The sequence below is a fragment of the Acidovorax sp. 100 genome, from assembly GCF_003688355.1.
Taxonomy (GTDB): Bacteria; Pseudomonadota; Gammaproteobacteria; order Burkholderiales; family Burkholderiaceae_C; genus Acidovorax; species Acidovorax delafieldii.
This window is the reverse complement of record NZ_REFD01000001.1, coordinates 4,281,266-4,295,786: the sequence shown is the minus strand read 5'-3', so window position 1 is coordinate 4,295,786 and position 14,521 is coordinate 4,281,266. Positions and strand designations below refer to the sequence as shown.

Annotated in this window: 16 protein-coding genes; 7 read left to right on the top strand and 9 right to left on the bottom strand. The window is 65.1% G+C overall.

Features of this window, described 5'->3' with window-relative positions; all coding sequences use genetic code 11:
* Positions 1-2 precede the first annotated feature (2 nt).
* Entirely contained in the window at positions 3-986 is a 984-nt protein-coding gene (locus C8C96_RS19670) for a tripartite tricarboxylate transporter substrate binding protein (protein ID WP_121943370.1), read from the top strand.
* Positions 987-1,069: 83 nt separating this feature from the next.
* Here the strand turns inward: C8C96_RS19670 and C8C96_RS19665 are convergent, their stop codons facing one another.
* The 3 genes from C8C96_RS19665 to C8C96_RS19655 all read right to left on the bottom strand — a co-directional run bounded on the left by C8C96_RS19665 (position 1,070) and on the right by C8C96_RS19655 (position 4,632).
* Positions 1,070-2,350 carry an EAL and HDOD domain-containing protein gene (locus C8C96_RS19665; protein ID WP_121943369.1) on the bottom strand — a complete coding sequence of 427 codons (1,281 nt, stop codon included), beginning with the start codon at positions 2,348-2,350 and terminating at the stop codon, positions 1,070-1,072.
* Positions 2,351-2,451: 101 nt separating this feature from the next.
* Complete coding sequence (locus C8C96_RS19660; protein ID WP_121943368.1) at positions 2,452-3,717, bottom strand: EAL and HDOD domain-containing protein; 1,266 nt, start codon at positions 3,715-3,717, stop codon at positions 2,452-2,454.
* A 111-nt stretch (positions 3,718-3,828) separates the two neighbouring features.
* The gene (locus C8C96_RS19655; protein ID WP_121943367.1) at positions 3,829-4,632 is read right to left on the bottom strand and encodes a ferritin-like domain-containing protein; all 804 of its coding nucleotides are present in this window, start codon (positions 4,630-4,632) and stop codon (positions 3,829-3,831) included.
* Between the two features lie 113 nt (positions 4,633-4,745).
* Between C8C96_RS19655 and C8C96_RS19650 the strand changes: the two genes are divergently transcribed.
* The 3 genes from C8C96_RS19650 to C8C96_RS19640 all read left to right on the top strand — a co-directional run bounded on the left by C8C96_RS19650 (position 4,746) and on the right by C8C96_RS19640 (position 6,982).
* Positions 4,746-5,270: a gamma carbonic anhydrase family protein gene (locus C8C96_RS19650; protein WP_056061680.1), complete on the top strand. Its 525-nt coding sequence runs from the start codon at positions 4,746-4,748 to the stop codon at positions 5,268-5,270.
* A 50-nt stretch (positions 5,271-5,320) separates the two neighbouring features.
* Positions 5,321-6,313, top strand: coding sequence for an Hsp33 family molecular chaperone HslO (locus C8C96_RS19645; RefSeq protein ID WP_056743430.1), 993 nt, complete (start codon positions 5,321-5,323; stop codon positions 6,311-6,313).
* Positions 6,314-6,511: 198 nt separating this feature from the next.
* A complete protein-coding gene (locus C8C96_RS19640; protein WP_121943366.1) occupies positions 6,512-6,982 on the top strand; it encodes a CZB domain-containing protein in 471 nt (156 codons plus the stop codon).
* Here the strand turns inward: C8C96_RS19640 and C8C96_RS19635 are convergent.
* From C8C96_RS19635 to C8C96_RS19610, 6 genes are all read right to left on the bottom strand, one after another.
* The gene (locus C8C96_RS19635; protein ID WP_147455695.1) at positions 6,963-7,577 is read right to left on the bottom strand and encodes a hypothetical protein; all 615 of its coding nucleotides are present in this window, start codon (positions 7,575-7,577) and stop codon (positions 6,963-6,965) included. The two genes, C8C96_RS19640 and C8C96_RS19635, sit on opposite strands and share 20 nt — an antisense overlap.
* Before the next feature lie 27 nt (positions 7,578-7,604).
* Complete coding sequence (locus tag C8C96_RS19630; RefSeq protein ID WP_056061693.1) at positions 7,605-7,883, bottom strand: septum formation initiator family protein; 279 nt, start codon at positions 7,881-7,883, stop codon at positions 7,605-7,607.
* A gap of 34 nt (positions 7,884-7,917) precedes the next feature.
* On the bottom strand, positions 7,918-9,204 hold the full coding sequence (eno, locus tag C8C96_RS19625; protein ID WP_056061696.1) for a phosphopyruvate hydratase: 1,287 nt from the start codon (positions 9,202-9,204) through the stop codon (positions 7,918-7,920).
* A 99-nt stretch (positions 9,205-9,303) separates the two neighbouring features.
* Positions 9,304-9,594, bottom strand: a complete 291-nt coding sequence (locus C8C96_RS19620; protein WP_056061699.1) for a DUF1330 domain-containing protein — start codon at positions 9,592-9,594, stop codon at positions 9,304-9,306.
* Between the two features lie 3 nt (positions 9,595-9,597).
* Positions 9,598-10,455 carry a 3-deoxy-8-phosphooctulonate synthase gene (kdsA, locus tag C8C96_RS19615; RefSeq protein WP_121943364.1) on the bottom strand — a complete coding sequence of 286 codons (858 nt, stop codon included), beginning with the start codon at positions 10,453-10,455 and terminating at the stop codon, positions 9,598-9,600.
* A gap of 12 nt (positions 10,456-10,467) precedes the next feature.
* Positions 10,468-12,126 (bottom strand): CTP synthase, encoded by a 1,659-nt coding sequence (locus C8C96_RS19610; protein WP_056061705.1) that lies wholly within the window; start codon positions 12,124-12,126, stop codon positions 10,468-10,470.
* A 91-nt stretch (positions 12,127-12,217) separates the two neighbouring features.
* On the opposite strand from C8C96_RS19610, the gene coaBC reads away from it, so the two are divergent.
* Genes coaBC through dut form a run of 3 tightly spaced genes read left to right on the top strand, consistent with a single transcriptional unit; the run spans position 12,218 to position 14,409 of the window.
* A complete protein-coding gene (coaBC, locus tag C8C96_RS19605; protein WP_121943363.1) occupies positions 12,218-13,441 on the top strand; it encodes a bifunctional phosphopantothenoylcysteine decarboxylase/phosphopantothenate--cysteine ligase CoaBC in 1,224 nt (407 codons plus the stop codon).
* A gap of 24 nt (positions 13,442-13,465) precedes the next feature.
* Positions 13,466-13,966, top strand: a complete 501-nt coding sequence (locus C8C96_RS25225; RefSeq protein WP_233584276.1) for a hypothetical protein — start codon at positions 13,466-13,468, stop codon at positions 13,964-13,966.
* Entirely contained in the window at positions 13,963-14,409 is a 447-nt protein-coding gene (dut, locus tag C8C96_RS19595) for a dUTP diphosphatase (RefSeq protein ID WP_015013334.1), read from the top strand. Before C8C96_RS25225 ends, dut begins: the two co-directional genes overlap by 4 nt.
* The last annotated feature ends 112 nt before the right edge of the window (positions 14,410-14,521 follow it).

The window sequence follows — 14,521 nt, the reverse complement described above, 5'->3', positions numbered from 1 at the left end:
CCATGAATCTGTTTTTTTCTCGCCGCCAGTGGGTGGCCGCTGCTGCTGTCGCCCTCGTGGTCTCTCCCGTCGTGGCTTCGGCCCAGGCGTGGCCTGCCAAACCCATCCGCATCATCGTGGCCTACCCGGCGGGGGGCGTGAGCGACAACATCGCCCGCGCGCTGGCCGACAAGCTGGCCATGCAACTGGGCACCCCCGTGGTCATTGAAAACAAGGCAGGCGCCAGCGGCAGCCTGGGCGTGGACGCGGTGGCCAAGGCGGCGCCCGACGGCTACACGCTGGGTTTTGCGGCGGTCAGCCCCCTGGCGCTCAACCCGCACCTGGGCAAGTCCCCCTTCGATCCGCAAAAGGACATCGCGCCCGTGGTCAGCGTGATGTATTCGCCGGTGCTGCTGCTGGGTACGCCCGCGAGCCGGGCGACCGACTTCAAGGACCTGATCGCGCGTGCGCGCGCCCAGCCCGGCACGGTGCGCTGGGCCACGTCGGGGCAGGCGTCGCTGGGGCACATCATGCTGGAGCAGATCCAGTCGGTGGCGCAGGTGCAAATCACGCACATCCCCTACAAGGGCGGCGGGCAGCAGATGAACGACGCGCTGGGCGGGCAGTTTGAGGTGCTATCGACCAACGCCGGCCCAGCGGTGCTGCAGCACATCCAGGCGGGCAAGCTCAAACCGCTGGCGGTGGGGGCTCCGGCGCGGCTGGATTCGCTGCCCCAGGTGCCCACGCTCGCCGAGCTGGGTCAGCCAGCGGCCAATCTCTCGTCCCTGTTTGGCCTCTATGCCCCGGCCCAGACGCCCAAGACGGTCATCACACGCATCAATACCGAGGTGAACAAGGCGTTGGCCCTGCCAGACATTCGCGCCAAGCTCGATGCCACCGACAACGTGCCCACAGGTGGCACCACGGTCGAGTTCGCGCGCCAGATTGCGCTGGAGTCCGAGAACAACGCGCGCATCATCCGCGCGGCAGGAATTCAGGGCAACTGACCGTGTGCAGGGGTGTTGAGCCTCAGAAACGCCACAGGCCCTGTCAAAGCAGGGCCTGTGGGCTTTTAAGGGGAAGAACGGGACTATTCTTCGTTCAGGCTCTCGGCCCAGGTCAGCGCCTGCAGGTGGGCCCAGTTCACCTGGCGGTTGGACAGGTGCAGCGCATCGGCGTTCTTGGCAAAGGCCACTTCATCGCCGCTTTCGCAGGCCTTGGTCAGCTCCAGGAACGGGGCAAACACACCGGTGCCACGCAGCAGGGCGTCCATCACGGGTTCGGGCAGGGCCACGGACTCCAGCGCCTTTTCGAGCGGCACGCCCAGCATGGTGTCCAGCAGCGAGAACACGCCCACGACGAAGGCGTTGTCGCACTCTTCGGGCGGCAGCAGCTCGGCGGCCAGCAGCTCCATCAGGCGGCCGCGCACCACGGCAGTCTGGCCCACGGCCGGTGGTGCACCACCCGCACGCGAGGTGGTCATCAAGAGGGCCGCCCAGCGGAACAGCTTTTTCAGCCCCAGGATCATCACCGCATGGCGGAACGAGGTGATCTCGCACGACAGGCCAAAACCCGACGAGTTGATGAAACGCAGCAGGTTGAAAGACAGGGTGGGGTCTTTCTTGAGCAGGTCTTCGATCTCCGCCGTGCTGGCCTGTTTGCGCACGAGGTTGATGAGCTGGATGATGGTGGCCTGCGAGGGGCGGATGGTGGTGGCCTTGACCAGCGAGGGATGCGCAAACCAGTAGCCCTGGAACAGCTTGACGCCCAGATCGCGCATCAGCTCGTATTGCGCAGCCGTTTCGACCTTTTCGGCCACCAGCGTGGCCTTGCTGTGGGTGGTGGCAAATTTGACCAGGGGGGCCGCCAGCTCGGGCTTGAAGGCCTGTATGTCCAGCTTGATGAACGCCGCCATCGGCAGCCAGCTGGTGTAGGCGCGCTTGAGGGCCTGCTGGTCAAACGCGAGGCGAAAGCCGCGTGTGCGCAACGCCTCCAGCGTGGGCACGCGGCCTTCGATTTCTTCGGGGGTGGCGCTGTCGGGCAGCGGTGGCACCTCCAGCACCACCTTTTCGGGGTGGATCAGCTCCAGGTGGCCGCCCGAGAGGCTGTCATGCGTGCAGTTGATGAACACCGTCTTCTTGCCGACCAGGGCCTCGGTGCCCGCGTAGGACAGTGCATTGAACAGCAGGGCTGCATCGCTGGCGGCGGTGTGTGAGTCGGACGCGGTGGAGCGGTCGAACAGCTCGTAGCCATAGACCGCGCGGCTTTCGTCCACGATGGCCTGGCGCGCAATGATGGCAAGGTTCTCGTCCACGGGATCGACCACAGGCGCTGCGGCGTCCGGGGTGTCTTGTTCGGGTGTGCTCGACATGGGGTCCACTGAAATGAAGGGCTGGCGATCATTCTAGACCGCCGGGCGTTGGCAGAGAACCAAAGTCTGACCGGGGGCCGCCAGTGTGGCGGCGGTAGCTGTCAGTCGCTGATGTGGTCGGCCCAGGCCAGCGCCTGCAGGTGGGCGAAGTTGATCTGCTGGCTGGTCAGGTGCAGCAGGCCGGCAGCGCGGTCAAACACAGCGTCGTCGCTGGACTCGCAGGCCTCGGCCAGGGTCAGCAGGTCACCCAAGAAACCTTCGCGCCGCAGCAGCGCGGCCGCCACGGGTTCGGGCACGTTGAGCAGGCCAATGGCCGACTCCATGGGCATGGAGAGCATCACATCCAGCAACGAGAAGATGCCCACCACAAAGGCCTGGTCGGCTTCCTCGGGGGGCAGTGTCTCCAGTGCCAGCAGCTCCATCAGGCGCCCGCGCACCACGGCGGTGTGGCCCACCGACGACGGCGTGCCGTTGTTGCGCGACGCGGTCAGCAGCAGCGCCGCCCAGCGGAACAGCTTTTTCAGGCCCATGAGCATCACGGCCTGGCGAAAGGAGGTGATCTCGCGCGACAGGCCAAAGCCGGCGGAGTTGATGAGGCGCATCAGGTTGAAGGCCAGGCCCGCATCCTTCTTGAGCACTTCTTCGATCTCGTCGGTGCTGGCCTGTTTGCGCACCTGGTTGATCAGCTCGATGATGCTGGCCTGCGACGGCGTGAGCAGCTTGGTCTCGACCAGGGCAGGGCGGGCAAACCAGTAGCCCTGGAACAGCTGCACTCCCTGGCTGGACACCATGTCGTACTGCTGGGCAGTCTCCACCTTCTCGGCGATCAGTTCGGCCTTGCAGTGGCGGCCCGCGTAGCTGATCAGCACTGCGAGCTGGTCGGGCGCCAGCACCGACAGGTCCAGCTTGATGTAGTCCGCCAGCGGCAGCCACGGCGCATACGCCGACTGCAGCACCGTGTGGTTGAAGGCCAGGTGAAAGCCCCGGTCGCGCAGCTCGGTCAGGATGGGCAGGCGCGTGGCGACCTCTTCGGCGGCCGCATGGCCCAGGGGCGGAATCTCCAGCACCACCTTATCGGGGTCTACTAGCTCCAGGTGGCCGCCCGACAGGCTTTCATGGGTGCAGTTGACGAAGATCAGCTTCTTGCCCACCAGCTCCTCAGTGCCGGCGTGCGACAGGGCGGTGAACACCAGGATCACGTCGGTGGCGGCCGTGTGGGCGGCGCCGCTGCGCGAGCGGTTGAACAGCTCGTAGCCAACCACCACCTGTTGTGCGTTCACGATGGCTTGGCGCGCAATCATGGCGACCGACGATTGGTTGCCCGGTGATGGCGCGGGCGGTGTGCCAGGGGTGAAGGCTTGGGTCATGGGCGTGGGCTTGGTGTTCTTGAAAGAGGGTGCGCTGGCCCGCTGGGGGCATCGCCAAGAATTGTAGGAGCCATCGTATTCCCCTCAGATCGTCAACATATGGCTTGGTGATTAGGCCTGCTGCAGCCAGCGCAGCTCGGCGTCGCTGAAACCGGCGCTGCGTCGCGCCGACTCATTGAACGGTGGCTTCAGTCGGGGGGCTTCGTACCGCTGCACCAGCGTGCCGTAGAGGGATTCCGAGTCCTGGCCCGCGCGCTCGCACAGCCAGCGGTACCAGTGGTTGCCGATGGCGACATGCCCCACCTCGTCATGCAGGATCACGTCCAGGATGGCAACGGCGGCCAGGGCGTCGGGCGTGCCCACCTGGCGCAGCTTGGCCTGGATCTGCGGCGTGGCGTCGAGCCCCCGGGCTTCCAGCGTGCGAGGCACCAGGGCCATGCGGGCCAGCACGTCGTGCCGGGTTTTCTCGCACATGGTCCACAGCCCCTGGTGGGCCGGGAAGTCCCCATAGTCGTGGCCCTGGCTGCGCAGGTGGTCGCGCAGCAGCCTGAAGTGCTTGGCCTCTTCGGCCGCCACGCGCATCCAGTCCTGGTAGTAGGTGCGGGGCATACCGTCAAAGCGCCACACGGCGTCCAGCGCCAGGTTGATGGCGTTGAACTCGATGTGGGCGATGGCGTGGATGAGGATGGCCCGGCCCTCGGGGGTGGCGGGCGAGCGGCGGGCCACCTGGGTGTGGCGCAGCAGTTCGGGGCGCTCGGGACGGCCGGGCAGGGCGTCGGGGTCGGTGGGGGCCGCAGGGGTAGTATCTGCTATCGAAAGCGTAGCTGCCTGGGCATGCAGGTCTAGCGCTGCAGCCGCTTTTTGTTCGGGGTCTGCCAGGCACAAGACCTGCAGTGCACGGTGGCGAAGCTCCATCCTTACAATTCTAGGCCTTGCCATCGGCACCAAGGCTTGCGCTTTGTAACGATTGGCGACCTCTCGGGGCGCGCCATGGCGTGCCGCTTCTTTTGTTTCAGCGGAGTGGGTGCATGGCAATTTACGAACTCGACGGTGTGGCTCCCCAAGTGGCGGCGTCGGCCTGGGTGGCCGACAGCGCGCAGGTGATGGGCAATGTGGTGCTGGGTGAAGACGCCAGCGTGTGGTTTGGCACCGTGGTGCGCGGCGACACCGAGAGCATCACCATCGGCGCTGGCTCCAACATCCAGGACGCGAGCGTGCTGCACGCCGACATCGGCAAGCCCCTGGTGGTGGGCGAGCGGGTGACGGTGGGTCACCAGGTCATGCTGCACGGCTGCACCATCGGCGACGAATCGCTGATCGGCATTGGCGCTGTGGTGCTCAACGGCGCCAAGATCGGCAAGAACTGCCTGGTGGGTGCGGGTGCGCTGGTCACCGAGGGCAAGGAGTTTCCTGATGGCTCCATGATCATCGGCAGCCCGGCCAAGGCCGTGCGTGAACTCACCCCTGAGCAGATCGAAGGCCTGCGCCAGAGCGCCCAGCACTACATCGACAATGCGCGCCGCTTCCAACACGGCCTGCACAAGATCGGCTGAACGCCGCCCACTGGCGCTCTCTGCTGCTTTTTTTCTCCTGGAATCCCTGCGTGTCTGAACTCCACAAGTTTCTTTTCGATGGTCTGCCCGTGCGCGGCATGATCGTGCGCCTCACCGATGCCTGGACCGAGATCCTGAAGCGCCGGGCGGGCAACACCGCCACCGGCGCCTATCCCGCCCCCGTGAGCGAGCTGCTGGGCGAGATGGCGGCCGCCGGCGTGCTGATGCAGTCCAACATCAAGTTCAACGGCGCGCTGGTGCTGCAGGTGTTTGGTGATGGACCCGTCAAATTGGCCGTGGCCGAGGTGCAGTCGGACCTGAGCCTGCGCGCTACAGCCACCGTGAATGGCGAGGTGCTGCCCGACGCGAAGCTGAGCCAGATGGTCAATGTGGGCGGCGGTGGCCGCTGCGCCATCACCCTGGACCCCAAGGACCGCCACCCCGGTCAGCAGCCCTACCAGGGCGTGGTGCCTCTGCACGGCGACCACCACGAAAAGCTGGAGCGTCTGTCGGACGTGCTGCAGCATTACATGCTGCAGTCCGAGCAGCTCGACACCATTCTGGTGCTCGGCGCCAACGACCAGGTGGCGGCAGGCCTCTTGATCCAGCGCATGCCCATCAAGGGCGAGGGCAACCTGGCCGCGGGCCTCTCGCACCGCGAGAACGAAGACCAGATCGGCCACAACGAGGACTACAACCGCATTGCGCACCTGGCTGCCAGCCTGACCCGCGAAGAACTGCTGACGCTGGATGTGGACACCATCCTGCGCCGCCTGTTCTGGGAAGAAAAGTTGCTGCGCTTTGAACCCCAGCAGGGCGCCAGCGGCCCGCGTTTTGCCTGCACCTGCAGCCGCGAGCGCGTGAGCAACATGCTGCGCAACCTGGGCGCTGAAGAGGCCGAGAGCATCCTCGCCGAGCGCGACGACATCGAAGTGGGTTGTGAGTTCTGCGGCCAGCAGTACCGGTTTGATGCCGTGGATGCTGCGCAGATTTTTGTCTCGCCCGCCGCTGCTCAGCCCCCGGGGCCCACAGGCATCCAGTAGCCGTCTGCAGCCTCCATCGGGCGCGGTGGTCGGCTGACCATCGTTGACAATCGCCCCCGCCATCCCCGCCTAAGATTCCTGGGTCACCCTGCAGCAGCGCCTGCCGCTGCGAGGGGCCGGCGCACAAGGTCCGATCGCAAGGCCTGTGCGCGTTCAAGCGATCACATCCGGTCGCGCAGGAAATGAACGAGGGGTGTCATGCAGTTTCTTCGCCGTGTTCTGGGGGGCCACCGGGCCAGCCCGGCTACGCCTCCGCTGGCGCTGTACGACAGCGCGGCGGCACCCGACTCGCGGCGTGCCGATACCCTGCTCGCCGCGCTGGACATCGACGCCGCCATCAATGCCCACGAGCGCTGGAAAGACCGCCTGATGGACTACCTGGAGGGCCGCACCTCCGCCGGGCTGGACCCGGCGCTGGTGCGCCGCGCTGACCACAGTGCGCTGGGCCGCTGGTTGCACGGCGTAGGCGGCGAGCTGCTGGGCGACCAGCCGGCCTATCCGCTGCTGGTGGCGCGCTACCAATACTTTCATGAGCAGGCGGCCACCCTGGTGGAACTGGCCCAGCAGGGCGAATGGGACCGGGCTGTGCAGGTGCTCAACGGTGGTTACCGCTATGGCTCCAGCCAGGTGGTGTTGCTTCTCAAGGAACTCAAGCGCGGTCTGGCGTGATGGCTTGCGGCGGTGTCGTATCCCGTTGCTCAACGAGCGCTGTGAACAGTCGATGCTCACAAGCCGGGTCGCTGCACTTTTCGCAGTTCCAGGCGCGCAGCCGGGCCGCCCTGGGCGTATTTTCAGTGTCCCATGCGGCCCTTGCGCTAGTGGAATATGCCTGTGGTGCTATATTTTGTATAGCAATGAGCGCGTTGCGAGTGCGCTGCTCGCCCGTTCCGTACACCACGCGGTAGGGTATCGCCGCAGCCGCCAGGGCCGCACGCAGCCGGGTATCGCAGGCCTCCTGCGCAGTCCGTTCCTCGGCAGGGCAGGGCTGGTCGAGACCCATGAGCAGAGTCAATGCCACCGCGTCGGACTCTGCCTGCGGTGTGGGCGGGGTGTGGGCCAGGTGCGGGTGGTGCAGGGCGATACGCACCGTGCTGGGAGTGATCTGCTGCTGCAGCGCCTGTGCCAACGCCTCCACGCCCGTGTAGGGCGCGCCCAGCAGGGCAATCAAGGGAGTGGGGGGAGAGGACTGCCGCACGGGGTTGAATGAAGCGCAGGCCTTGGTCCAGGGCTGCGTTGCGGGTGTGGACGGTGCGGGGTGGTCCAAGGCGGCTGAGTGACCCCGCACGACAGATCAGCGGGGTGTGAACTGCACGTACACCTCGTTGGGCTTGACCATGCCCAGCTCGCTGCGCGCCTTTTCTTCCACCATATCAAGGCCTTCCTTGAGGTCGTGCACCTCCGAGGTCAGCCGCGCATTTGCCTGGCGGGCCTGTTCGTTGGCCGCCTTCTGCACATCAATCTGCCGCTGCATCGCATTGACGCGCGGCACGCTGCCCCGCCCCAGCCAGAGCTGGGCGTGCAGCGCTGCCAGCAAGGCCAGCAGGATGACGGGGACGATGCGGGAGACCAATGGAGGGCTCGCTCAGGCGAGGGCTGCCAGGGGCTCAGCGCAGGTTGTAGAACGCAGCGCGGCCAGGGTACTGTGCGATTTCGCCCAGGTCTTCCTCAATGCGCAGCAGCTGGTTGTACTTGGCGATGCGGTCCGAGCGCGACAGCGAGCCGGTCTTGATCTGGCCCGCATTGGTGCCCACGGCGATGTCGGCAATGGTGCTGTCCTCGGTCTCGCCCGAGCGGTGCGAGATCACGGCGGTGTAGCCCGCGCGCTTGGCCATCTCGATCGCGGCAAACGTTTCGGTCAGCGTGCCGATCTGGTTGATCTTGATCAGGATCGAGTTGGCAATGCGCTTGTCAATGCCTTCCTTCAGGATCTTGGTGTTGGTCACGAACAGGTCGTCACCCACCAGCTGCACCTTGTCGCCCAGGCGTTCGGTCAGATGCTTCCAGCCGTCCCAGTCGCCTTCGTGCATGCCGTCTTCGATGCTGATGATCGGGTACTTGTCCACCCAGGCCGCCAGCATGTCCGTCCACTGCTGGGCGGTGAGCTTGAGGCCGCCTTCGCCTTCCAGCACATAGTGGCCGTCCTTGTAGAACTCGCTCGCAGCGCAGTCCAGGCCCAGGGCGATCTGATCGCCCGCCGTGTAGCCCGCAGCTTCAATGGCTTGCAGGATCAGGCGGATGGCTGCTTCGTGGTTTTCAACGCTGGGGGCAAAGCCGCCTTCGTCGCCCACGGCGGTGCTGATGCCCTTGTCGTGCAGGATCTTCTTGAGCGCGTGGAACACTTCGGCGCCCCAGCGCACGGCTTCGCGGAACGTGGGCGCGCCCACCGGGATGATCATGAACTCCTGCAGGTCCAGGCTGTTGTTGGCGTGTGCGCCGCCGTTGATCACGTTCATCATGGGCACGGGCAGTTGCACGCTGCCCATGCCGCCCAGGTAGCGGTACAGGGGCAGGCCAGACTCTTCGGCGGCGGCGCGGGCCACGGCCATGGACACGGCCAGCATGGCGTTGGCGCCCAGGCGGCTCTTGTTCTCGGTGCCATCGAGGTCGATCAGGGTCTTGTCCAGGAAGGCCTGCTCGGAGGCATCCAGGCCCAGCACGGCTTCGCTGATCTCGGTGTTGATGTATTCCACGGCCTTGAGCACGCCCTTGCCCAGGTAGCGGCCTTTGTCGCCGTCGCGCATTTCAATGGCTTCACGGCTGCCGGTGGAGGCGCCCGACGGCACGGCGGCCCGGCCCATCACGCCCGATTCGAGCAACACGTCGCATTCGACGGTGGGGTTGCCGCGGCTGTCCAGAATCTCGCGACCGACGATGTCAACGATGGCACTCATGGTTTTCCTTTTGCAGAAGTTTTAAATCAAATCAGTCTCTAGCGCCTTCTGTATAAGCGCTAGCAGCTATTAATTGGTGAGCGATTTGGGTGTGTGCGCTCAGACGCCTTCGACACACACCATGCGCATGACGGCGGCGCCTTCGCGGGCGGCCTTGGCTTTCTGGTACTCGGGCGTGTCGTAGAAGGCGCGAGCGGCTTCAAAGCTCGGGAACTTGAGGATCACGGTACGACCGGGGTTCCAGTCGCCCTCCAGCACTTCGACCTTGCCGCCACGCACGCAGACTTCAGCGCCGTGGGCTTGCATGGCCAGGGTGCTCCACTTGCGGTACTCGTCGTACTGCGTGGGGTTGGTGACGGTGACGGATGCGATGACGTAACCACTGCTCATGTCTCAAGCTCCAAAGTTGTTTTCGAGGAATCCATTTTTCTTGGTGACATCGTCCAGGGCCACCAAGGTCTCCAGCAGCGCCTTCATGTGCTTGAGCGGTACGGCGTTGGGGCCGTCCGACCAGGCCTCGGCGGGGCGGGGGTGGGTTTCCATGAACAGGCCCGCCACGCCCACAGCCACGCCGGCACGCGCCAGCACGGGCACCATGTCGCGCGCACCACCGCTCACGGCGCCCAGGCCGCCGGGCTTTTGCACCGAGTGGGTCACGTCAAACACCACGGGTGCGCCGGAGTTGCGCATCTCGGCCAGGCTGGTCATGTCAGCCACGAGGTTGTTGTAGCCAAAGCTCACGCCGCGCTCGCAGGCCAGAAACCGGTCTTCCGACAGGCCGACTTCGGCCGCTGCAGACCGGGCCTTGTCGATGACGTTCTTCATGTCCCAGGGCGCCAGGAACTGGCCCTTCTTGATGTTCACCGGCTTGCCGCTTTGCGCCACGGCGCGGATGAAGTCCGTCTGGCGGCACAGGAAGGCGGGCGTCTGCAGCACATCGACCACGCTGGCCACCTCGGCCACGTGCGAGGTGTCGTGCACGTCGGTCAGGATGGGCAGCTGCAGCTGGCGGCGCACTTCGTCGAGGATCTTCAGCCCGGCGTCGATGCCCACGCCACGCTTGCTGGTGCCGGAGGAGCGGTTGGCCTTGTCGAACGAGCCTTTGTAGATCAGCGGAATGCCCAGCGGCGCGCAGGCTTCCTTGAGCTGGCCTGCGACATCGAGAGACATCTCCAGGCCTTCAATGGAACAGGTGCCTGCGATCAGGAAAAAGCGATGTTGAAGGCCGACGTTGAATCCGCACAGCTGCATGGTGAGGTCCCCTTAGGCTTTTTTCGCGGCTTGCTGGTGCTCCACGGCCGCCTTGATGAAGGCATTGAACAGCGGGTGGCCGTTCCAGGGCGTGGACTTGAACTCGGGGTGGAACTGCACGCCGATGAACCAGGGGTGCACGGTTTGCGGCAGCTCCACGATTTCGGTGAGTTCTTCACGCTGGGTCAGCGCCGAGATCACCAGGCCCGCCTTGCGCAACTGGTCCAGGTAGTTCACGTTGGCTTCGTAGCGGTGGCGGTGGCGCTCGGTCACCACATCGCCGTAAATGCTGTGGGCCAGCGTGTCCTTGGCCACGTCCGAGCTTTGCGCACCCAGGCGCATGGTGCCGCCCAGATCGGAGTTTTCGTCGCGTTTCTTGATGGTGCCGTCCGCGTCCTTCCACTCGGTGATCAGGGCGATCACGGGGTGGGGCGTGGTGGGGTCGAACTCGGTGCTGTTGGCGTTGGCGAGGCCTGCCACGTGGCGCGCGTATTCGATGGTGGCCACCTGCATCCCCAGGCAGATGCCCAGGTAGGGCACCTTGCGCTCGCGGGCAAACTGGGCCGTGGCGATCTTGCCTTCCACACCACGCTGGCCGAAGCCGCCGGGCACCAGAATGGCGTCGTATTTTGCGAGCTTGGCGGCTGCATCGGCGCTGTCGATGGTCTCGGAATCGACATGGTCGATCTTCACGCGCACATGGTTGCGCATGCCGGCGTGGCGCAGGGCCTCGTTGACCGACTTGTAGCTGTCCGACAGGTCCACATACTTGCCCACCATGGCGATGGTGACTTCGCCCTGGGGGTGTTCGGTCTCATGCACCAGATCGTCCCAGCGCTTGAGGCTGGTGGGCGGGGTGTTCAGGCGCAGCTTGTCGCAGATCAGGCCATCGAGGCCCTGCTCGTGCAGCATGCGCGGCACCTTGTAGATGGTGTCCACGTCCCACATGCTGATCACGCCCCATTCGGGCACGTTGGTGAACAGCGAGATCTTGGCGCGCTCTTCCTCAGGAATGCGGCGGTCGGCGCGGCACAGCAGGGCGTCGGCCTGGATGCCGATCTCGCGCAGCTTCTGCACCGTGTGCTGGGTGGGCTTGGTCTTGAGCTCGCCCGCTGCCGCGATCCAGGGCAGGTAGGTCAGGTGCACGAAGGCCGCGTTGTTGGGCCCCATGCGCAGGCTCATCTGGCGCACGGCTTCGAGGAACGGCAGCGATTCGATGTCGCCCACGGTGCCGCCGATTTCGACGATGGCCACATCCACGGCATCGGGCGTGCCAATGCCGGCGCCGCGCTTGATGAATTCCTGGATTTCGTTGGTGACATGGGGAATGACCTGCACGGTCTTGCCCAGGTAGTCGCCACGGCGTTCCTTCTCCAGTACGGACTGATAAATCTTGCCCGTGGTGAAGTTATTGGTTTTCTTCATGCGCGTTTCGATGAAACGCTCATAGTGGCCCAGATCCAGGTCGGTTTCTGCGCCGTCATCGGTCACGAACACCTCGCCGTGCTGGAACGGCGACATGGTGCCCGGGTCTACGTTGATGTAGGGGTCAAGCTTGATGAGGGTGACTTTGAGTCCCCGCGATTCGAGGATCGCGGCAAGGGAGGCTGAGGCGATTCCCTTACCGAGGGAAGACACCACACCGCCGGTGACGAAGACAAATTTGGTCATGTCTTTTTTGGTGGTGGGAAATTGGGATTATAGATGGCACCCCGGCGACACCCCCAGGGGCAGGGTCACCCCCGTCTGCTAAATTCGCGCCATGAATGAGCTTGCTGGCAAACACATTGTTCTGGGTCTGAGTGGGGGCGTGGCTTGCTACAAGGCAGCCGATCTGTGCCGCCAGCTCATCAAGGAGGGCGCCACCGTGCAGGTGGTGATGACCGAGGCGGCAGAGCAGTTCATCACCCCGGTCACCATGCAGGCGCTGTCTGGCCGCACGGTGTACGGCTCGCAGTGGGATGCGCGCGAGCCCAACAACATGCCCCACATCAACCTGAGCCGCGAGGCGGATGCGATCCTGATCGCGCCTTGCAGTGCGGACTTCATTGCGCGCCTGGTGCAGGGCAGGGCGGACGAGTTGCTCAGCCTGCTGTGCCTGGCGCGTCCCGCCCAGCGCGTGCCCCTGTTGCTGGCCCCTGCGATGAACCGCGAAATGTGGGCGCACCCGGCCACGCAGCGCAATCTGGCCCAGGTGGCGCAGGACGGTGCAGTGGTGCTGGGTGTGGGTAATGGTGACCAGGCCTGTGGCGAGACGGGTGACGGCCGCATGCTGGAGCCGCTGGAGCTGCTGGACGAGCTGATCGCTTTTTTTACGCCCAAGACCCTTGTGGGCCGGTCGGTACTCGTCACGGCGGGGCCCACTTTTGAAGCCATTGACCCGGTGCGTGGCATCACCAACCTGTCGAGCGGAAAGATGGGCTTTGCTGTGGCCCGGGCGGCGCGCGAGGCGGGTGCCGATGTCACCCTGGTCGCAGGGCCGGTGCATGTGCCCACGCCACGCGGCGTGCGGCGCGTCAATGTGCAGTCCGCCCAGGAGATGCTGGCGGCCGTGGAGCGGCATGTCCAGGCCGCCTCGGTGTTTGTTGCCACAGCCGCAGTGGCCGACTGGCGCCCTGCCCACCAGTCCGACCAAAAGATCAAGAAAGACGGCTCGGGCCAGTCCCCGTCGCTGGAGTTCGTCGAGAACCCTGACATTCTGGCCACCGTAGCCCGGTCGCCGCATGCGCTGGAAGGGGATCTTTTCTGCGTGGGTTTTGCCGCCGAAAGCCATGACCTGCTGGCCCATGCCACCGCCAAAAGGACGCGCAAGGGCGTCCCCTTGCTGGTGGGCAATATTGGCCCCGCTACCTTTGGGCAGGACGACAACGCCCTGCTGCTGGTGGACGCGCAGGGCCACCGCGAGTTACCCCGCGCGTCCAAGCGTGTGCTGGCGCAGCAGCTTATCGCTGAGATCGCCGCGCGTTTGCCACCTTTGCGTTCTTGACGGCCACCACCGTGGAGAGGTGTGATGACAACTGGTGCCACGAAGCCTGATTGGGACGCGCCACCCGATGGCGACTTTGCGGCTTATGTGGAACGGCTGACAGCCCAGGCGCCTTTGCAAAAGGCCCGAGCGGCACAGGCAAGTGCTGCCGCTACCAACGGTGCCGTTCAGTCATCCAAGGACCGTGCGCCAGCGACTTCCCTGCCTCAGGTCCTGCCGCCCGATGTGCTGCAGCTGATGCAGCCGCTGGCGGGCGTACTGCGCACGGTGCGATCGGTGTTGCTGGTAATGATGGTGTTGCATGGCATTGCGCTGTTCCTGCTTGGTCGGGGCTCGCTGCCAGGCCTGGTGGTCATGGGGGCGGTGTGGTGGGGACTGGGTTGGCTGATGCAATCGGCCGCGCAGGCTGGGGGCGCGCAGGCCCCGGGCGGGCGTGCAGGGATGGAATCGTTGCAGGATCGCCTGCGACAAATGGCGCAGCAGCGCCGTGGCACAGAAATAGGAACAGGAAAGAAAAAACCGTGAAGATAGATGTGAAGATTCTCGATCCGCGCATGGCGGACCAATTGCCCACCTACGCCACACCCGGTAGTGCTGGGCTGGACCTGCGTGCCTGCCTGGATGCGCCGCTGACCCTGCAGCCCAACGCCTGGCAACTGGTGCCTACGGGCATTGCGATCTACCTGCAAGACCCGGGCTATGCCGCATTGATCTTGCCGCGCTCGGGCCTGGGGCACAAACATGGCATCGTGCTTGGCAATCTGGTGGGGTTGATCGACAGTGACTACCAAGGGCAGCTCATGGTGAGCGCCTGGAACCGCAGCAATGTGGCGTTTACGCTGGAGCCCATGGAGCGGCTGGCCCAATTGGTGATTGTTCCGGTGGTGCAGGCCCAGTTCAACGTCGTCACCGAGTTTGCGGCCACGCAGCGGGGTGAGGGGGGCTACGGATCCACAGGCAAGTCCTGAGGTGGACCGCGCGGGGCTCCAAGCGCGTGATGGGTGAGTGGCCGGGTTGTAAGACCCCGCTTACGTTTCGATGGGTCTGTTACCGACATGGCGATGGCCCCTTGTCTACGCC